The following is an 18,193-nucleotide window of genomic DNA, read 5'->3' as shown; positions in this document are numbered from 1 at the left end:
CACCGGTCATCGATCACCGCGGGGACTCCGGCGGCCGCTGCCGGGGCATGTTCGGCCGGCCCATCGACTGCAGCGGGAACCTCGGCTGCGCGCCCGGTTCCGCCCGCCCGCCGCTCTGGCCGCCGGACACCAGCGCCTGCATCCCCATCGGCGCGGGACCGGCCCGGAACTCCACCATCCAGTCCGCCGTCTCGGACCGGACGAGCTCCGTGACGTCCTCCGAGAACCGCCGCAGCACACCGAGGCACCGCTCCGCGGCCTCGCTCGCCGTCCCCTCGGTCGGGCCGAGCACCTCCCGTACGCACTCCGAGGCCCAGTCGAACTGGAGCACCTGGAGCCTGCGCTGCACGGCCTGTGCCGTCGCGAGATTCCTTATCCAGCCGGAGGTCAGGCCGAAGTACCGGTCGCACGCCATGCACGCGGCGCCCAGCAGCAGCGACAGATAGCCCCAGCCCGCGGCGCCGTGCAGCGCCCCCGTCAGATCGAGCAGCGGCAGCGCGGCGCCCGCCACCGCACCGACGGCCGTCCCCATCCGCAGCACCCTGGCCGCGCGCCGCTTCCACACCCGGTCGCCCAGATACCAGTCGGCGGTGCGCAGCGCGTCGGCCTCGATCCAGCGGTACAGCTCGTCGAGCCGCTGGGCGGGTTCGCCCCAGTCGCCGAGCGGGAAGGGCGTTCCGGTCAGATCCCGGCCCGGTGCGCCGGAGCCCGTACCGGCAGGAGTGGCGGAACCGGCCGGACCGGGCACACCGGAATCGTTGCGGGGCGGCCCTTCGGGCTGCATCTCCGGCTGACTCACCGGGGTACTCCTCTGCATGCTGCATTGCGACGCGTGATGTCGACCGCGTCCTCGACGATGGGCGGGATCTCTGCCCTCTGCTCACTGACGCTCGCTGCGACCGGCAGTGCCCCATGCGTAACCTTGCGTGACGGCTGGTGCACGTGCGCGTACCGGGACGCATGCCCTTCCTACCGCCGAATGGTGGGCCGCGGGGTCGGAATCGCGGTATTCCCGGGTGTGCGGGGCCTGTGATCAGGTATAGGAGTCCTGCCATCACTGACTCGATCTCACTCGAAAGAGTTGCTCGTCAGTGGGTGGGGCGCGCCGCCCGGGGACAACGTAGGCTCGGCGTACCGAAACATTTGTCGTCGAAATGCCTGGAGTGACCGTGATTCCCGGTGGTGGTCAGCCCAATATGCAGCAGTTGCTGCAGCAGGCCCAGAAGATGCAGCAGGACCTCGCGGAGGCCCAGGAGGAACTGGCCAGGACCGAGGTCGACGGCCAGGCGGGCGGCGGTCTCGTCAAGGCGACCGTCACCGGCTCCGGCGAGCTGCGCGGCCTGGTGATCGACCCGAAGGCGGTGGATCCGGAGGACACCGAGACGCTCGCGGACCTCGTCGTCGCGGCGGTCCAGGCGGCGAACGAGAACGCCCAGGCGCTCCAGCAGCAGAAGCTGGGCCCGCTGGCCCAGGGCCTGGGCGGCATGCCCGGTCTCCCCTTCTGACCCAGGACCCACCGAAGGACATACCGAGGGCATGTCCGAGGACATACCCAAGACGGTACGCACCCCCTACGGTACGTACCACGACGCGGCCGACCAGGCGGCAGGAAAGGCTCTCCGTTGTACGAAGGCGTGGTTCAGGACCTCATCGACGAGTTGGGCAGGCTGCCCGGCGTCGGTCCCAAGAGCGCGCAGCGGATCGCCTTCCACATCCTCCAGGCGGAGCCCACGGATGTGCGCCGGCTGGCCCACGCCCTGCTTGAGGTCAAGGACAAGGTCCGCTTCTGCGCGATCTGCGGCAACGTCGCGCAGCAGGAGCAGTGCGGGATCTGCCGCGACCCGCGCCGCGACCTGACGGTCATCTGCGTCGTGGAGGAGCCGAAGGACGTCGTCGCGATCGAGCGGACCCGGGAGTTCCGGGGCCGATACCACGTACTCGGCGGGGCGATCAGCCCCATCGAGGGCGTGGGTCCGGACGATCTGCGCATCCGCGAGCTGCTGGCCCGGCTGGCCGACGGCTCCATCACCGAGCTGATCCTGGCGACCGACCCCAACCTGGAGGGCGAGGCCACCGCGACGTACCTGGCGCGGATGATCAAGCCGATGGGCCTGCGGGTCACCCGGCTGGCCAGCGGTCTTCCGGTGGGCGGCGACCTGGAGTACGCGGACGAGGTCACGCTCGGCCGCGCCTTCGAGGGGAGGCGTCTGCTCGATGTCTGACCCGCTGCCGGTCTCCCTCCCGGCCCCGCCCGCGGCCTCTTGCCCGAGGCCTCACGGCGGCTTTACGTTCAGCGCAGTTATGTTCTTCTCACCGTCTGCGACCGTGCCCACGGGAGGTCCCCGCGATGTCTGACGCCACGCTGAACACTGTCACCCAGGACCCCGACGACTTCGCGGTCCAGATCGCCGACCAGATCAAGACGTTCATCGTCGCGGTCACCGAGGTGTCCAAGGTCGAGGAGCCGGAAGAAGCCGTTCCGGTGCTGCTGCTCCAGGTCTCCCAGCTCCTCCTCGCGGGCGGCCGGCTGGGCGCGTACGAGGACATCCTCCCGGACGAGCGCTACGAGCCGGACCTCGGCGCGGAGCCGGACGCGGACGGACTGCGCGAGCGCTTCGCGGTCCTGCTGGAGCCGATCGACGTCTACTCCGAGGTCTTCGACCCGTACGAGCCCCGCAAGGCCCCGGTCCCCGCCCGCATCTCCGACGACCTGGCCGACCTGGTCACCGACCTGCGCCACGGCCTGGCCCACTACGAGGAGGACCGCACCACGGAGGCCCTCTGGTGGTGGCAGTTCTCCTACTTCTCCAACTGGGGCTCCACCGCCTCCGCCGCCCTGCGCGCCCTCCAGTCCCTGATCGCCCACATCCGCCTGAACCAGCCCCTCCAGGCCCTCGACGGCCTGGACACCGACCAGGACGCCGGCGACGACGACCTGGCCGAGGAGGCGGGCCGCGTCATGGTCGAGGAGATCGCGGGCCCGCTGGGGCTGCGCCCGGTCAAGTAGCGGAGTCTCCTTCGAGCACCGGAGGACCCTTCAAGTAGCGGAGTCTCCTTTTTCGCCGGATCCCGGGTGATGCCCACGTGTCGTGAGCCGGGTTCCGTCGTTGTGCGGGTGCGGCCGGAATCCCTCCGGCCGACGTCATCCGTACAGGTACGGGCACCGGGACGCGGTTCCGGGTGAAGGAGGAGCGCGATGGGCGTGGAGACGCGAAGTGCGGGCGGTGTCGCGGGACGTGCGGGTGCGCGGGCCGCGGTACTGGGTGCGGTGGCCGGGGCGGCGCTGCTCCCGGTCGGGGCCGCTCACGCGAACGTGATCGGCATCGGGAACGCCACGTTCGGCAACACCTGCGTCAGCCAGGGCGCTGCCCGTGCGGAGGGCACCACGGTGACCGGCAGCGGGGTGGGCAGCGGCAACCTGGCCGGGCTGCCGCTGGATCTGCCGCGCAACCACTGCGGCAACAGCGGCATCATCTGCACGGCCGTCTTCATGTCGAGCGTGTGAACAGGCCGGCGAGCGCGAGGTGACCGGGCGGACCCCGGAGAACGGGGCAGCGGCGGGTACGCGCCTGGAGGCGCGGGCGGTGGAGGCGTTGCTCTCCCTCAGCGGGCAGGTGCTGCCCCTGCTGCGCCAGTGGGTCGGTGACGATCCGGGCTGTGGTGTGGCGCGGGCGCTGCTGGCGCTGGCGACCAGTGACCGGTGGGACGACGCCGTGCTGAAGCAGCAGTTGTCGATCGCGCACCGGGACGCGCTGGCGGCCGGTGAGCGGGAGGCGAGTCTGGCGTACGGGGTCTTCCTCCACACCCACCGGCAGTACCGGCTGACCGCCGATCACCTGGTCGAGCACTTCACCAGGTGGCCCGCCGACGAGCAGGCCGGGCTCATGCTGGGCGCGTTCTCCGCCTGCGGGGACGCCGCCTACCGTGCGCACGGCGACACATTGATCGAGCAGCAGGCGGCGGTGGCCGGCCCGGACAGCTGGCCGTGGCAGAGCTGGCTGGCCTCGGCCAGGGCGGAGCAGGGCCGGGTGCGCGAAGCGCACGAACTGGCCCACCACGCACTGGACCTGTACCCCCGCTCGGGGGTGGCCGCGCACGCCCTCGCGCACGCCGAGCACGAGCTGGGAAGCGGACGCGCGACGGCGGACTTCCTGGACCAGTGGCTCCGGGCGGACCCGCGGGCGGTGCAGTCGCGGCACCTCAACTGGCATGCCGCACTGCAGTCCATCGCCTGCGGCGACTTCCCCGATGCCCGTCGGCGGGCGGACACGGCGCTGGCGTCCACGGATGTCGGCATGCGGGCCGCCACGAACTGGCGCCTGCTCCTGGTCGGCCAGTCACCGGCCGGCCGGAGCGATCCGGGCCAGGTACGGGAACTGCTCGCCGCTCCGGGCGGTATGGCGGATATCTTCCATACGTTCAACCTCGCCCTGGCGCTCGCCGTGGAGGCCGCCACCGACGACCTGCACATCCTGGCCCGCCGGGCCGCCGCCGACGAACGCCCCGACTTCCGCGATGTCCTGGCCCCCGTGGTGCGGGCGCTGGCGGAGGTCACCGCAGGCCACCCCCGTGCCGCCGCGGAGCTGCTGACCGCCCTGGGCGAGAAGGCGGAACGGATCGGCGGGGTCCGGGTCGAGCGCGAGATCATCCAGGACACCCTCGCCCGCGCCCTCGTGGACGCGGGCGAGCACGTCCGCGCGGCCGGGCTGCTGCACCACCGCAGCACGACCCGCCGCCACCACACCTACGAGGACCTCCTCCTCGCCGCACGCGCTCCGGCCCGTGCGGCCGCCTCCCGGTAGAACCTCACGCCGTCCCCGGACCGCCGGCCATCAGGTGCGGCTAGAGGGCTAGCATGCTAGCATTCCCCACATGGGTGATTCGGAGGTCAAGCAGTTCAACGTGTATCTGCCGATCGAGCTGATCAGGCAGGTCAAACACCACGCGATCGAGACGGAGATGTCGCTGTCGGCCCTGGTGGCCACGGCGTTGCGCTCCTACCTCGACGACGCCCACGGGCAGCGGCAGCACTCATCCGGAAAGGAGTCATGACATGACAACCGAAGGTATCGAGGCAGTGTTCTTGGAGACCCACAACTGGGGGAAGACCGCGAGGTTCTTCCAGGCGCTGGGGTACGAGCTGGAGACCTCCGCAGGTGACGGATCCGGCGTACTCCGCAACGGCGAAGGCGCCTACCTCGTCGTTGTCGAGGTCCCCGAGAGCCGGGAGCCCGGCATGCAGATCGCCCTGAAGGTGCCCGACGCGGACGCCTTCCCCGCCGATCCCGCCGTGGACGTGGTCACCCCGTTCGAGGACACGCACTACGGGACCCGGGAGATGACCGTCCGGGACCCCGACGGACGGCTGTGGAGCCTTCAGGCTCCTCCCGCCAAGAGCTGACGTCGCCGGCCGCCCCACAGGGCACGGGAGGGAACGGAGGGGTACGCATGAGCAGCTGGCGAGGCAATCCCTGGGCGGTGCTGTTGACGCTCAGCCTGGGGTTCTTCATGACACTGCTGGACCTGACGGCCGTCAACGTCGCCATCCCCAGCATGATCGACAACCTGCACGCGTCGCTGGACGAGGTGCTGTGGGTGATCAACATCTACATCCTCGTCCTCGCCGCACTGCTGATCATGTTCGGTCGGCTGGGCGACGTCCGAGGGCCGCGCACCATGTTCATCGGCGGTGTCGTGCTGTTCACCGCCGCATCCGTGCTGTGCGGCCTGTCGCAGGACCCCGCCCAGCTCGTCGCCGCCCGCGCCCTGCAGGGGCTGGGCGCGGCGGCGCTGATGCCGCAGACGATGACGATCATCATCGGCACCTTCCCGGCCGAGCGCCGGGGCGTCGCACTCGGCGTCTGGGGCGCGGTCGCGGGCGTGGCGACCATCGCGGGGCCCACCCTCGGCGGGCTCCTGGTCAGCACGGCCGGCTGGCGGTGGATCTTCTTCGTCAACGTGCCGATCGGCGCGGCCGTACTGGTGATGGCCGTCCGGCTCGTGCCCGACATCAGGCCGGGCCACCGCCGGAAACTGGACGTCGTGGGCGTCGTGCTCGCCGCGGTGACCCTGGTCTGCCTCACCTTCGCGCTCACCGAGGGGCAGCGGTACGACTGGAACGTCGGCGTCCGGGCACTGATGGGCGCCGCCGCCCTGCTGCTGGTGGTGTTCCTGATCCACCAGCGCACCCGGCAACGGGACGAACCGCTGCTCCCCTTCGTGCTCTTCCGCGACCGCGACTACGCGGTCATGAGCTTCGTGGCCGCGACCGTCCAGGTCGGGATGCTCGGGCTGTTCCTGCCGGTGATGATCTACCTGCAGTCGGTGCTGCACTACAGCGCGCTCACCGCCGGACTGGTGATGGCGCCGGCGATGGTGGTGTCGGCGGTGCTGTCACCGTTCTCGGGCCGGCTGGCGGACCGGATCGGCGGCAAGTACGTCCTGATGACCGGCCTGACCCTGTTCGCGGCCGGCCTTGCCTGGCTGGCCCTGATCACCGATGCCGGCCGTACGGGGTGGGAGTTCCAGCCCGCCCTGATCATGTCCGGGGTGGGTATCGGCTGCGTGTTCGGCCCGATGGTCACGGTCGCCATGTACAACGTGGAGCCGGCGATGGCCGGGGCGGCCTCCGGCGTGCTGAACACGATCCGCCAGGTCGGCACGGTGATCGGCAGCGCCGCGGTCGGCGCCGTACTGCAGAACCGGCTGGCCGCCGCGCTGCGGGACGAAGGGGTCACGTACGAACAGGGAGTCGTCCACGCGATGCGGCCGACCCTGGCCCTGCCCGTCATCGTGATCGCGGTCGGCGCCGCCGCGTGCTTCCTGGTGCGACGCAGGCAGGGCAGCCCGAGCACGGCTCCGGAACCGGCGGAGCTCGGCGCCTCGGCCTGACCGGGCGTGTGGGCTGGGACACATACGGGAGTGCCCGGCCGATCGGCGGGCAACAGCCTCGTACGAGCAGTTCGGAACGACGCGTCGGTGATCACGTGCTGAGCGGGACATCTCAGCATCTGATATCAGCGAGGCGTTTCCGGACTGCTCGTTAAACTGAGCCGACAGCAATGGATTGAGCGAGGAGCGCACGTGGGCCTTGTCGTGCAGAAGTACGGGGGTTCCTCCGTAGCCGATGCCGAGGGCATCAAGCGCGTCGCCAAGCGAGTCGTCGATGCCAAGAAGAACGGCAACCAGGTGGTTGTCGTGGTGTCAGCGATGGGCGACACGACGGACGAGTTGATCGATCTCGCGGAGCAGGTGTCACCGATGCCCGCCGGGCGCGAGTTCGACATGCTGCTGACCGCCGGGGAGCGGATCTCCATGGCGCTGCTTGCCATGGCGATCAAGAACCTGGGCCACGAGGCCCAGTCGTTCACGGGCAGCCAGGCCGGTGTCATCACCGACTCGGTCCACAACAAAGCGCGGATCATCGACGTCACGCCGGGCCGTATCCGGACCTCGATCGACGAGGGCAACATCGCCATCGTCGCCGGGTTCCAGGGGGTGAGCCAGGAGGGCAAGAACATCACCACCCTGGGTCGCGGCGGGTCCGACACCACCGCAGTGGCCCTCGCCGCCGCGCTGGACGCCGAGGTCTGTGAGATCTATACCGATGTGGACGGTGTCTTCACCGCCGACCCCCGGGTCGTCAAGAAGGCCCAGAAGATCGACTGGATCTCCTTCGAGGACATGCTGGAGCTGGCCGCGTCCGGCTCCAAGGTGCTGCTGCACCGGTGCGTGGAATACGCACGCCGTTACAACATCCCGATCCACGTCCGCTCGTCCTTCTCGGGACTGCGCGGAACCTGGGTCAGCAACGAGCCGCTAGGGGACCAGCAGGTGGAGCACGCGATCATCTCCGGAGTCGCCCATGACGTCTCCGAGGCCAAGGTCACCGTCGTCGGTGTGCCCGACAAGCCGGGCGAGGCGGCAGCGATCTTCCGCGCGATCGCGGACGCCGAGATCAACATGGACATGGTGGTGCAGAACGTCTCCGCCGCGTCGACCGGTCTGACCGACATCACGTTCACGCTCCCCAAGACGGAGGGCCGCAAGGCCATCGACGCGCTGGAGCGCAACCGCGGCGGCATCGGCTTCGAGTCGCTGCGCTACGACGACCAGATCGCGAAGATCTCCCTGGTCGGCGCCGGGATGAAGACCAACCCGGGCGTCACCGCCGGCTTCTTCGAGGCGCTGTCCAACGTCGGTGTGAACATCGAGCTGATCTCGACCTCCGAGATCCGCATCTCGGTGGTCACCCGCGCCGACGACGTCAACGAGGCCGTCCGCGCCGTGCACACCGCCTTCGGCCTCGACAGCGACTCCGACGAGGCAGTCGTGTACGGGGGCACCGGCCGATGACCGCACGCCGCCCCTCGCTCGCGGTCGTCGGCGCGACCGGGGCGATCGGCGGCGTCATGCTCCAGATCCTTTCCGAACACGCGGATGTCTGGGGCGAGGTGAAGCTCATCGCCTCACCGCGCTCGGCCGGCGGCAAGCTGGTCGTGCGCGGTGAGGAGACCGAGGTCCTCGAACTCTCCGAGGACGTCTTCGACGACGTGGACGTGGCGCTGTTCCTGACACCCGACGCGGTGTCCGAACGCTGGGCGCCGCTCGCCGCGTCCAGGGGCGCGGTCGTCATCGACGACTCCGCGGCCTTCCGGATGGATGGCGACGTTCCGCTCGTCGTCCCCGAGATCAACCCCCACGCCGCCCGGATCAGACAGCGCGGCATCGTCGCGAGCCCGAACTCCACGACGCTGGCACTGATCGTCGCGGTCGGCGCGCTGCACGCCGAATTCGGGCTGCGGGAACTCGTCGTGTCCTCGTACCAGGCCGTGAGCGGGGTCGGGCGCGACGGCGTCGCCGCCCTGCGCGAGCAGCTGTCGCTGGTGGCCGGCAGTGAGCTGGGCACGAAGCCGGGCGACGTACGCCGGGTCGTGGGGGACACGCACGGCGGCCCGTTCGCCGCACCCGTCGCCCTCAACGTCGTGCCGTGGGCCGGGACGGATGCCGGGGACGGCTGGTCGTCCGAGGAGCTGGCGATCCGCGACGAATGCCGCAAGATCCTCGACCTGCCGAGCCTGCGGGTGGCGGCGACCTGTGTGTACGTCCCCGTGCTCACCACCCACTCGATGTCCGTGCACGCCCGCTTCGAGAACGAGGTCACGGTCGACCGGGCGCACGAGATCCTGGCGACCGCGCCCGGCGTGGTGCTGTACGACAGCCCCGGTGCGGGCGACTTCCCGACCCCGTCCGACGTGGTGGGCACCGATCCGACCTGGGTCGGCCGGGTCCGCCGGTCGATGGACGAGCCGAGGGCGCTGGAGCTCTTCGTCTGCGGCGACAACCTCCGCAAGGGTGCCGCGCTCAACGTGGCGCAGATCGCCGAGGCCGTGGCGGCCGAATTCCCCGCGTCCTGAATTTCCCGGTCCTGATCGAACCTGTTTTGTACGGTCTGTGAAGCACCTGTGAGCAAGTTGCTGGTCTGAACCTCTTGAGCTGGGACGTAGCGGTGTCCGACGATGACCTTTCGGCCCGCTGCAACCGCCGGTCGGGCAGCACGCGTCTAAGCCGTCACTTCTTGCGCGGCGAGGCGCACATTCGGGGTATTTGGGGAAGAGCGGTTACGTATGAAGGCATATCGCATGGTGTCAAACGCGGTGCCGTATGCGTACAACCCTGACGGGGGGAAACGTGTCCAACTGGCGTGGCAGAGGTACTCGATATCACAGTGGTGGGCCCCCTGCGCGGCGCTTCGGTGCGACCGCTCCGACGGCCCCGCGCGCCCGGTGGCATGCCGGTGATCGCGCCCATGCCCGCCGCGCGCCAGACGGGGCTGCCGTCACAGCGCGAGGGCGCTGAAGACAGCGTGGCGGCCGGAACTACAGTTGACCATCTCACCGAAACCTATCGCGCCCACTACCGTTCGCTGCTCGGCCTCGCGGCCCTGCTCCTGGACGACACGGCGTCCTGTGAGGACGTCGTGCAGGAGGCGTTCATCCGCGTGCATTCGGCGCGCAACCGGGTAAGGGAGCCCGAGAAGACACTCGCGTACCTGCGCCAGACCGTCGTCAACCTCTCCCGCTCCGCGCTTCGCCGTCGCATCCTCGGGCTGAAGCTGCTCTCGAAGCCCATGCCGGACATGGCGAGCGCGGAGGAGGGGGCGTACGACCAGCTGGAGCGGGACGCGCTGATCAAGGCGATGCGGGGGCTGCAACGGCGCCAGCGGGAGGTGCTGGTGCTGCGCTACTTCGCGGACATGACCGAGGCTCAGGTCGCCACGACCCTGGGGATATCCCTGGGCTCGGTGAAGGCGTACGGTTCCCGCGGCATCGCGGCGCTGCGCGTGGTGATGGAGGCGCAGGCATGAGCCGGCGCGACGGCCACGAGCACGGACACCGGCACGGGCCCTCATTCGGACATCGGAATGACCGGACTGGAAACGGAATTGTGAATCACGGGCCGGACAGCACTCCGGGGAACACCCCGGGCAGCACCAACCCGGACAGCACCCCGGGTACGGACCGCGACCCGCTGACCGTGCTCTTCGGGGCCGGAGCCGGAGCAGGGGCCGCAGCCGGCACCGGCACTGACGTCGGCGTGGGTGCGGATGCCGACGAGGACGTCCTGCGCCGGATGATGCGCGGCGCCGTGCAGGGCCTCGAACCCCGCGACGGCACCCTCGACCACCTGTACCGCGCGGTGCCCGCCCGTCGGGCCCGGCGGCGGCAGGCGCTCGTGGGCGCGGCGGCGGCGGCCCTGCTCATCGGCACCGCGGTCCCCGCGTTCCTCCATGTCGCCAACTCCGAGGGATCGAACGCCGCCGGCCCCGCGGTCGCCGGTCACAGCGAGCAGGCTCAGGGCGGCAGCGGCGAGGAGCCCGGTCCGGGCTCCGGCGGCGCGGACGACGGCGGTGGGAGCGACGGACACAAGGACGTCGGCGGCGGTGCACCTGACACCTCGGCCAGCCCGTCCGCCAGCAGCGGCCAGGGCGTGGAGGGCGCGGCGGTCGGCAGTTCTGCCGATCCGAGGGCCAGCGTGGCGGCCGGTATGCCGGTCTGCTCGCCCGACCAGCTCGGGGTCGCCTCCGCCAAGACCGGCGCGACCGGCGCCGACGGCACGGTGTACGGAACGTTCCGGATCGCCAACGTCTCCGGCAAGGACTGCTCGGTGAGCAGCGGCGGCACGGTGGGCTTCGAGGCGATGGGCGCGGCGGACCCGGCCAAGATCGCTGTCGTCCGGCACACCTCGGGGGACGCGGCGTCCGGGCTGCCCGATCCCGCGGAGGAGGAGGCGACGGTCCTGCTGGCGCCGGAGGCGGCGTACGAGGTGCAGTTCGCCTGGGTTCCGGAGGACACCTGTCCGACGACCGCCGGTTCGCCTTCGCCGACCCCGACGGACGGTACGGGCGGCAACGCGGTGGGCTCGGCCGGGTCCAGCACGGGCAGCGGGACCGGGGACACCGAAACGGGTACGGACACGCAGCTCGGCAGCGAGGACGATCCGGGGACGGCCGAGGGCAGCGTCGCCGTGAAGCACACGGCGGAGCCGGGAGCGCCGGTCGCGGAGACGAAGATCAGCAATGCCTGCGCGGGCACGATCTACCGGACGGGCGCGCTGGAGCCTTCGCCGCAGGAGTAGTTCAGGAGCTTCTCTCCACGTCCCGGTCCGGGGAGGCGTCGTCCCGATCCGGGGTCGCGTCCGGATCCGGGGTCGCGTCCGGGTTCGGGACGGCAACGGGGCCGGGGACGGCGTCCGGGTCCGCGACGAGGCCCAGGCGCACGTCGCGGGCGGCTTCGGCCTCGCGCCGGACCAGCCGGAACCACATGAAGAGCACGAACGCCGCGAAGACGAACCACTCGCACAGGTAACCCAGGTTCTGGAAGGCCTTCAGGTCGAGCCCGGTGCCCTGCGCCGCGGTGGCCGGTACGGGACGCAGTGCGGCGGCGGTGGCTGTGCCCTTTCCGCCCTTCCCCGCAGTCTCCTCGTTCCCCGCTGTTTCTTCGGTGCCCGAGGTGCCTGAGGTACCCGTGGTGCCCGTGGCGGACGCGCCGCCGCCGGTGCGGACGTCGGGCTGCTGGAGCGTCACCCACGCGTCGTACACGTCGTACGGCACGAGGTTGACGAGTGACGCGGCGCTGATCATGCCGACCTGCCCGTCCGGGAGCCCGCCCGTCGCGTCGACCCCGGCCGTGCCCGCGCTCTCCGAGGCCTGGAGGTCGCCGGTCACGGTGACGTCGCCGGCCGGCGCGGCCGGCACGGAGGTGTGTCCGGCCTTCCCGGGGAGCCAGCCGCGCACCACGGGAAGCGCCTTGCCGCTGTCGGTGCGCAGCATGCCCACGACGTAGAAGCCGGTCCGGTCGTCCAGCTTCCGGCCGGGCACCAGGAACTGGTCGGCGTACCGGCCGGTCGCGGTGGCGGGACGGCCGGAGGTCACCGTGTCGACGGGCAGCAGCTCATCGATCGGCTTGGCGGCCCTCGTGCCCGGAGCGGGCTGCTTCTCGGCGGCCTCGTGCGTCTGCACGCGGTCCTCGAAGCGGCCGAGCTGCCAGGTACCCATGAACACGCAGAACGGGATGGCCAGCACGACGAAGAGGTTGATCCCCCACCATCGCGGGGTCAGCAGGAACCGGTACACCCCTCCACGGTACGGTCCCCGCTCCGGCCGCCCGGAGCGGGGGCACCCGTGGCGCCGCCCTTTATACGGGCCCTACGCGGCGTCGGAGTCCTGTCCGGCGAGGCCGCCGGGCGATCCCAGGTGGCGGGCGGCGAAGTCGAGCTCCAGGCGCACCTGCTTGATCCGCTCCTCTACGACGAGCGAGCCGTGACCCGCGTCGTAGCGGTAGACCTCGTGCACCGCGTCGCGGCTCTTCAGCCGGTCCACGTAGTTCTCCACCTGGCGGATCGGGCAGCGCGGGTCGTTGACGCCCGCCGAGATGTAGACCGGGGCCCGTACGGCGTCGACGTACGTCAGGGGCGACGAGGCCTCGAAGCGCTCGGGCACCTCCTCCGGCGTTCCGCCCAGCAGGGTGCGGTCCATCGCCTTCAGCGCCTCCATCTCGTCGTGATACGCCGTGACGTAGTCCGCGACCGGGACGGCGGCCAGGCCCACGGCCCAGTCACCGGGCTGCGTACCGAGGCCGAGCAGCGTCAGGTAGCCGCCCCAGGAGCCACCGGCCAGGACGAGCCTCGCCGGGTCCGCGAGGCCCGACTTCACCGCCCACTCCCGCACCGCCGCGATGTCCTCCAGCTCGATCAGGCCGATCCGGTGCTTGAGCGCGTCCGTCCAGGCCCGCCCGTAGCCGGTCGAACCGCGGTAGTTGACCCGGACGACCGCGTAGCCATGGTCCACCCAGGCGGCGGGCCCGCCCGCGAAAGCGTCGCTGTCGTGCCAGGTCGGGCCGCCGTGGATCTCGAAGACGGTCGGGAACGGCCCCTCCGCCGGGGCCGCGGGACGCTGGACGAGCGCGTGGACCCGGCCCCCGGGCCCGTCCACCCAGACGTCCTCGACGGGCACGGACCGCGGGGCCTTCGCACCCGGCGGATCGAGCACCACCGCACCGCTCGTGGACCGCACGACGGGCGGCTCCGCGGCCGACGACCAGAGGTACTCCACCGTGCCGTCCGGGCGGGCGGTGGCCCCGGAGACCGAACCGGTGGGCGTCTCCACCCGCACCAGGGCTCCGTCGCCCGCCGCCGGCCCGTACCGCCACAGCTCGCTGCGGGCCTCGAAGCCGTGCTCGATCAGCAGCGCGGAACCGTCCGGATACCACTCCGCCCCCACATCGCCGGGCAACTCGATGGCGAGGTCCGTCTCGGTGCCCGCCACCGGGTCCCAGATCATCGGCTCCCAGCGGCCGCGCCGCTGGTGCCCGACCAGCAGCCGGGTGTCCCCGGCCACCGGGGCGAAACCGAGAACCGCCAGGCCCAGCTCCTTCGTGCCGCCTTCGGTGTCGTCCAGCTCCGCGACCGTGCTGCCGTCCGGCCGCACCACGCGCAGCGCGGAGTGCATCGCGTCACCGTGCTCGGTGTGCTCCAGCGCGATCAGCGTCCCGTCGTGCGACAGATCACCGACCCCGGCCGACTCGCGATGCCGGTAGATCTCGACGGGTTCGGCCGCCCCGGGCCGTACGACGTGGACCGTCGTCCCGTCCTCGTCCGTCGAACGGCCTACCACCGCCGTCCCGTCCCGGCCGATCGCGAGCCCGGCCGGGTAGGAGGCCTCCAGACCGGGCACCGCCGGTTCGTCCTTCGCGCCCTCGCCGTCGTTGAACGGCCGGCGCATCCACACCCCGAACTCGTCGCCGTCGGTGTCGTCGAACCACCAGATGGCCTCGCCGTCCGGCGTCAGCGTGCCGTCCGTCGTCCCATTGGGGCGGTCGGTCACCTGGCGCTGCTCGCCGGTGGCCCGGTCCCAGGCGTACAGCTCGTACGTCCCCGTCGCGTTGGAGACGAACAGCGCGCGGTCCGGCGCGTCCTCCGCCCAGTCGGGCAGGGACACCCGGGGAGCCCGGAAACGCTGCTCCCACTCCGGAACGGAATCGGTCGTCGAACCAGTGGTCTCAGTCATGCCCACCATTCTGCGCCGGACCGACGACAATTCGTTCGCCCCGTCCTCAGCCTGTGGATAACCTCGCGGGCATGCATACACCGATACCCGCCGACTGGCGCGATGCCAACCGCGCCATGTGGGATGAACGTGTGCCCATCCATTACGGCAGTGACTTCTACGACCTGGACTCCTTCCGCGCGGGCAAGGACGCCCTGCGGGCCTTCGAGCTGGCGGAGGTCGGGGACGTGACGGGCCGGTCGCTGCTCCACCTCCAGTGCCACATCGGGCTCGACACCCTCTCCTGGGCCCGGCACGGCGCCGCCCAGGTCGTCGGCCTCGACTTCTCCGAACCGGCCGTCGAGACCGCCCGCTCGCTGGCCCAGGAAATCGGCCTGCCCCCGGACCGGGCGGCGTTCGTCGCAGCTGACGTCTACGACGCGGCGGAGGCGGTCCCGGACTCCTCGTACGACATCGTCTACACCGGGATCGGCGCGCTGAACTGGCTGCCGGACATCGACCGCTGGGCCGAGACGGCGGCCTCGCTCGTGGCGCCCGGAGGTTTCCTCTACCTGGCGGAGTTCCACCCGCTGACCGACTGCCTCGACGACGCGACCGGTGAACGGATCGTGCACGACTACTTCAGCCGCGACGCCTGGGTGGATGAGACGCCGGGCACGTACGCGGACTTCGACGCGCCGACCGTTCACAACCGCAGCGTGGAATGGCAGCACCCGGTGGGCAGCGTGGTCTCGGCCCTGGCCGCCGCCGGGCTGCGGATCGAGTTCCTGCACGAGCACGACACCTCACTCTTCGCACGTTTTCCCGTGCTGGAGCGGCATCCGGACGGCGGCTACCGCTTCCCGGCGGAGCGGCCGCGCATCCCGCTGATGTACTCGATCAAGGCGACCCGCCCGGAACGGCTTGCCTAGCCAGAGCCTGTCCGGCGGACCAGGGGGTGGCGGGTGCGGCCGGGCCGATTGTCAGTGGCGGGGTCCAGACTCGGATCATGACCACGACTGCTGATCCGCGTGCCACGGTCGAGAGCTACTGGAGCGCGGCCGATCGTCGCGACTGGGACACCTTCGCGACGACGCTCACCGACGATGTGCTCTACGACCTGCCGCAGACCCGCGAGCGCATTCGCGGCAAGGAGCGCTACCTCAGCTTCAACCGGGACTACCCGGGGGACCGGCGGGTGAGCGTCGAACGGATAGTGGCCGACCGGGACGGACCGCAGGTGGCGGTCCGGACGCTGTTCACGGCCGACGGTCAGGAGCTGCACGCCGTCCACTTCTTCACGTTCGACGCGCAGGGCCTGATCAGCGAGATCACCGACTTCTGGCCCGAGCCGTACGAGCCCCCGGCGGGCCGGGAGCATCTCGTCGAGCGGTACTGAGCATGTCGGTCGAGGGGGATACGGCAGCGGCGCGGCAGGGTCTCGGAGCCGGGGCCCCTGAGCCGGTTGCCGCGCCGCTGCTTCCCGTGGGTCCTACGCGGCCGAACTGAAGGCGGGCAGATAGCCGCCCGACTGTCCCTCGGCCTTGGGGTGATACGAGTTCTCGATGGGGATCGAGACGCTGTGGAGCCACGGGTCGCCGGAGCACAGCTCGTGCCCGGTGAACTCGTCCGCGACGCCGGAGAAGGTGAATCCGGCGTCGGCGGCCTGCTTGGCGATCACGCCGTTCAGCACGTCCGACGCGTTGTTGATAGCCGTGCGCTCCGCTTCGGTGAGCCCGGCGATGCAGCTTCCGCCGATCTCGTAGAAGCGTGGGTAGCCGAGCACCACGACATGTGCCTGCGGGGCCTTCGAGTGGATGGATCCGTAGAGCGAGCTCAGACCGGCCGGAAGCGAACCGTTCATCTGCGATACGGCCGAGTCCACGCTGGAGAGGCAGGCGGCCTCGCCGGACAGCACGCAGTCCTGCATGACGTCCGCGAATCCGACGTCGTTACCGCCCGCGGTCACGCTGACCAGGGAGGTGGACGAGCTCAGCGGGCCGAGCTGGCTGCTCGCCACCGAGCTCGTGGTGGCGCCCGAACAGGCGACGAAGTCGAACGAGGACGGCGAGTTCGCCGCCGCCCAGAGATAGGCGTAGGCGTTGGTGCTGCGCCGGCAGTCACCGCTGTCGGAGAGGTAGTTCCCCGCTCCGACGCCGGACGAGTACGAGTCGCCCAGGGCGACGTACCCGCCGGCGGCGGCCGAGGAGGTTGCCGAGGCCGGCTGGGCCATGCCCAGAGCAGCCGCGGCGGCGAGGAGCAGAGTGGTTGCGGACGCCCAGAATCTCCGTACTGACATAGCTGTCAGCCCTCCGAAGTGTGGGGGGTGGGTGGGGGGTTGATGGGGCGTCAACTGTTGTAGCAGCTTCCGGTACCAGTCGGTAATAGGCAGGCGGGAACCTGTCGGAATTGCCCGAATGATCGTTCGGTACCCGTAGCTCCGCGCGTAGATAATCCTCGAACTCCACCCGAAACAAGGGGTTTACGTCTATCCGGCCGCCACTTCGCAGGTCCTCGCGCCACGGTCCGACGGATGCTTGTCGGGCGGTTCGTCCGGTGGACTGCCCGCAGGCGGGTGTCCGGGGCGGGTGTCCGAATGTGACAGATGCTTGTCATTGCGGCCGTGCGTTCGGGCGGTCACGATGGACGCATGTCCTCCAGCACCCACCGCGTCGTGATCGCGGTCTTCGCCGATGTCGACCTCCTCGACGTCACCGGTCCGGCCGAGGTGTTCGCCCTGGCCAACCGGGAGACCGGGGGCGACGCGGGGTACGAGGTCAGGCTGGCCGGTCCCGAGCGGGGCCCCGTCGTCACGTCGGCGGGGGTGCGTCTCGTGGCGGATCTGGCGTTCGCGGAGGTGGTGGGCGCGGTGGACACCCTGCTGGTGCCCGGCGCCGTCGACATGCGCCCCGAAGGCCCGGTGGCCCGGGTCGACGACGACGTGGTGGCCTGGGTGCGGGACACGGCTCCGCACGCCCGCCGTATCGCGTCGGTGTGCGTGGGCGCGCACGTACTGGCGGCGGCCGGTCTCCTGGACGGGCGGCGGGCGACCACTCACTGGTCGACCGCCGCGCAGCTGGCGGCCGACCATCCCGAGGTGCGGGTGGACCCCGACCCGATCTTCGTACGCTCCGGCAAGGTGTGGACGGGTGCGGGCATCAGCACCTGTATGGACCTGGCGCTGGCCCTGGTGGCGGAGGACCACAGCGAGGAACTGGCGCTGGTGGTGGCCCGGCAGTTGGTGATGTACCTCAGGCGGCAGGGCGGCCAGAGTCAGTTCAGCGTCCCGCTGAGCCGGCCGGCCGCGAGCCGTCGGGACATCGACGAGCTGCGGGTGTTCATCACCGGGCACCTGGACGCCGACCTCTCGGCACCCGCGCTGGCGGAACGCATGTGCCTGAGCGAGCGGCACTTCGCCAGGGTCTTCCATCAGGAGACCGGCACCAGTCCGGCCGCGTATGTGGAAGCGGCCAGGGTGGAGGCGGCGCGCAGGCTGCTCGAAGCCACCGATGAGCCGCTGGACCGGGTCGCGGCGGCGGCAGGTCTGGGCTCGGTGGAGACGCTGCACCGGGCGTTCCGCAAGCAGATCAGCACCACCCCGGCCGCCTACCGCCGCCGCTTCCGCACCACGGCCTGACCTGCTCCTTC

19 protein-coding genes are annotated in these 18,193 nt (G+C 70.8%); 15 read left to right on the top strand and 4 right to left on the bottom strand.

The annotated features are described in order from the left end of the window. Positions 1-13 precede the first annotated feature (13 nt). The gene (locus OG892_RS18180; RefSeq protein ID WP_327337710.1) at positions 14-799 is read right to left on the bottom strand and encodes an SLATT domain-containing protein; all 786 of its coding nucleotides are present in this window, start codon (positions 797-799) and stop codon (positions 14-16) included. Between the two features lie 370 nt (positions 800-1,169). Here OG892_RS18180 and OG892_RS18175 point away from each other — a divergent pair, with 370 nt between their 5' ends. The 12 genes from OG892_RS18175 to OG892_RS18120 all read left to right on the top strand — a co-directional run bounded on the left by OG892_RS18175 (position 1,170) and on the right by OG892_RS18120 (position 11,637). Next, positions 1,170-1,505 carry a YbaB/EbfC family nucleoid-associated protein gene (locus OG892_RS18175; RefSeq protein ID WP_073733753.1) on the top strand — a complete coding sequence of 112 codons (336 nt, stop codon included), beginning with the start codon at positions 1,170-1,172 and terminating at the stop codon, positions 1,503-1,505. Between the two features lie 117 nt (positions 1,506-1,622). Further along, positions 1,623-2,222, top strand: coding sequence for a recombination mediator RecR (recR, locus tag OG892_RS18170; RefSeq protein WP_024492454.1), 600 nt, complete (start codon positions 1,623-1,625; stop codon positions 2,220-2,222). A 125-nt stretch (positions 2,223-2,347) separates the two neighbouring features. Next, a complete protein-coding gene (locus OG892_RS18165) occupies positions 2,348-3,007 on the top strand; it encodes a DUF5063 domain-containing protein (RefSeq protein WP_024492455.1) in 660 nt (219 codons plus the stop codon). A 195-nt stretch (positions 3,008-3,202) separates the two neighbouring features. Then, positions 3,203-3,505 carry a chaplin family protein gene (locus tag OG892_RS18160; protein WP_242436536.1) on the top strand — a complete coding sequence of 101 codons (303 nt, stop codon included), beginning with the start codon at positions 3,203-3,205 and terminating at the stop codon, positions 3,503-3,505. Positions 3,506-3,524: 19 nt separating this feature from the next. Beyond that, a complete protein-coding gene (locus tag OG892_RS18155) occupies positions 3,525-4,802 on the top strand; it encodes a hypothetical protein (protein WP_371629691.1) in 1,278 nt (425 codons plus the stop codon). A gap of 70 nt (positions 4,803-4,872) precedes the next feature. After that, a complete protein-coding gene (locus tag OG892_RS18150) occupies positions 4,873-5,052 on the top strand; it encodes a CopG family transcriptional regulator (RefSeq protein WP_073733543.1) in 180 nt (59 codons plus the stop codon). 1 nt (position 5,053) lies between these two features. Beyond that, positions 5,054-5,401 carry a glyoxalase/bleomycin resistance/extradiol dioxygenase family protein gene (locus tag OG892_RS18145; RefSeq protein WP_073733544.1) on the top strand — a complete coding sequence of 116 codons (348 nt, stop codon included), beginning with the start codon at positions 5,054-5,056 and terminating at the stop codon, positions 5,399-5,401. 47 nt (positions 5,402-5,448) lie between these two features. Next, a complete protein-coding gene (locus OG892_RS18140; protein WP_073733545.1) occupies positions 5,449-6,891 on the top strand; it encodes a DHA2 family efflux MFS transporter permease subunit in 1,443 nt (480 codons plus the stop codon). 192 nt (positions 6,892-7,083) lie between these two features. After that, positions 7,084-8,355, top strand: a complete 1,272-nt coding sequence (locus OG892_RS18135; RefSeq protein ID WP_073733546.1) for an aspartate kinase — start codon at positions 7,084-7,086, stop codon at positions 8,353-8,355. Then, the gene (locus OG892_RS18130) at positions 8,352-9,416 is read left to right on the top strand and encodes an aspartate-semialdehyde dehydrogenase (protein WP_073733547.1); all 1,065 of its coding nucleotides are present in this window, start codon (positions 8,352-8,354) and stop codon (positions 9,414-9,416) included. The genes OG892_RS18135 and OG892_RS18130 overlap by 4 nt, the downstream gene beginning before the upstream one ends. A gap of 374 nt (positions 9,417-9,790) precedes the next feature. Beyond that, positions 9,791-10,366, top strand: coding sequence for a SigE family RNA polymerase sigma factor (locus OG892_RS18125; RefSeq protein ID WP_024492460.1), 576 nt, complete (start codon positions 9,791-9,793; stop codon positions 10,364-10,366). 80 nt (positions 10,367-10,446) lie between these two features. Continuing rightward, positions 10,447-11,637, top strand: coding sequence for a hypothetical protein (locus OG892_RS18120; RefSeq protein WP_371629690.1), 1,191 nt, complete (start codon positions 10,447-10,449; stop codon positions 11,635-11,637). A gap of 1 nt (position 11,638) precedes the next feature. On the opposite strand, the gene OG892_RS18115 is transcribed toward OG892_RS18120, so the two are convergent. After that, positions 11,639-12,634: an SURF1 family cytochrome oxidase biogenesis protein gene (locus OG892_RS18115; RefSeq protein ID WP_371629689.1), complete on the bottom strand. Its 996-nt coding sequence runs from the start codon at positions 12,632-12,634 to the stop codon at positions 11,639-11,641. A 72-nt stretch (positions 12,635-12,706) separates the two neighbouring features. Further along, the gene (locus OG892_RS18110) at positions 12,707-14,566 is read right to left on the bottom strand and encodes a prolyl oligopeptidase family serine peptidase (protein ID WP_371629688.1); all 1,860 of its coding nucleotides are present in this window, start codon (positions 14,564-14,566) and stop codon (positions 12,707-12,709) included. A gap of 71 nt (positions 14,567-14,637) precedes the next feature. Here OG892_RS18110 and OG892_RS18105 point away from each other — a divergent pair, with 71 nt between their 5' ends. Together OG892_RS18105 and OG892_RS18100 are read left to right on the top strand one after the other, a co-directional pair. After that, positions 14,638-15,477, top strand: coding sequence for a bifunctional 2-polyprenyl-6-hydroxyphenol methylase/3-demethylubiquinol 3-O-methyltransferase UbiG (locus OG892_RS18105; RefSeq protein WP_073733549.1), 840 nt, complete (start codon positions 14,638-14,640; stop codon positions 15,475-15,477). 77 nt (positions 15,478-15,554) lie between these two features. Next, positions 15,555-15,944 (top strand): nuclear transport factor 2 family protein, encoded by a 390-nt coding sequence (locus OG892_RS18100; protein ID WP_371629687.1) that lies wholly within the window; start codon positions 15,555-15,557, stop codon positions 15,942-15,944. 93 nt (positions 15,945-16,037) lie between these two features. On the opposite strand, the gene OG892_RS18095 is transcribed toward OG892_RS18100, so the two are convergent. Continuing rightward, positions 16,038-16,844, bottom strand: a complete 807-nt coding sequence (locus OG892_RS18095) for an SGNH/GDSL hydrolase family protein (protein WP_073733551.1) — start codon at positions 16,842-16,844, stop codon at positions 16,038-16,040. A 351-nt stretch (positions 16,845-17,195) separates the two neighbouring features. Between OG892_RS18095 and OG892_RS18090 the strand changes: the two genes are divergently transcribed. Continuing rightward, the gene (locus tag OG892_RS18090; RefSeq protein ID WP_371629686.1) at positions 17,196-18,182 is read left to right on the top strand and encodes a GlxA family transcriptional regulator; all 987 of its coding nucleotides are present in this window, start codon (positions 17,196-17,198) and stop codon (positions 18,180-18,182) included. Positions 18,183-18,193: the final 11 nt, after the last annotated feature.

Source organism: Streptomyces sp. NBC_00341 (assembly GCF_041435055.1).
GTDB lineage: Bacteria > Actinomycetota > Actinomycetes > Streptomycetales > Streptomycetaceae > Streptomyces.
Note: the sequence above shows the minus strand (reverse complement) of the source record. Positions and strands in the feature narration are given on the sequence as shown.

Coding starts and splice junctions, on each gene's coding strand:
- OG892_RS18125 (WP_024492460.1), top strand. CDS start 9,791: ATGCCGGTGATCGCGCCCATGCCCGCCGCGCGCCAGACGGGGCTGCCG.
- OG892_RS18145 (WP_073733544.1), top strand. CDS start 5,054: ATGACAACCGAAGGTATCGAGGCAGTGTTCTTGGAGACCCACAACTGG.
- OG892_RS18110 (WP_371629688.1), bottom strand. CDS start 14,566: ATGACTGAGACCACTGGTTCGACGACCGATTCCGTTCCGGAGTGGGAG.
- OG892_RS18150 (WP_073733543.1), top strand. CDS start 4,873: ATGGGTGATTCGGAGGTCAAGCAGTTCAACGTGTATCTGCCGATCGAG.
- OG892_RS18165 (WP_024492455.1), top strand. CDS start 2,348: ATGTCTGACGCCACGCTGAACACTGTCACCCAGGACCCCGACGACTTC.
- OG892_RS18130 (WP_073733547.1), top strand. CDS start 8,352: ATGACCGCACGCCGCCCCTCGCTCGCGGTCGTCGGCGCGACCGGGGCG.
- OG892_RS18105 (WP_073733549.1), top strand. CDS start 14,638: ATGCATACACCGATACCCGCCGACTGGCGCGATGCCAACCGCGCCATG.
- OG892_RS18090 (WP_371629686.1), top strand. CDS start 17,196: ATGTCCTCCAGCACCCACCGCGTCGTGATCGCGGTCTTCGCCGATGTC.
- OG892_RS18100 (WP_371629687.1), top strand. CDS start 15,555: ATGACCACGACTGCTGATCCGCGTGCCACGGTCGAGAGCTACTGGAGC.
- OG892_RS18140 (WP_073733545.1), top strand. CDS start 5,449: ATGAGCAGCTGGCGAGGCAATCCCTGGGCGGTGCTGTTGACGCTCAGC.
- OG892_RS18095 (WP_073733551.1), bottom strand. CDS start 16,844: ATGTCAGTACGGAGATTCTGGGCGTCCGCAACCACTCTGCTCCTCGCC.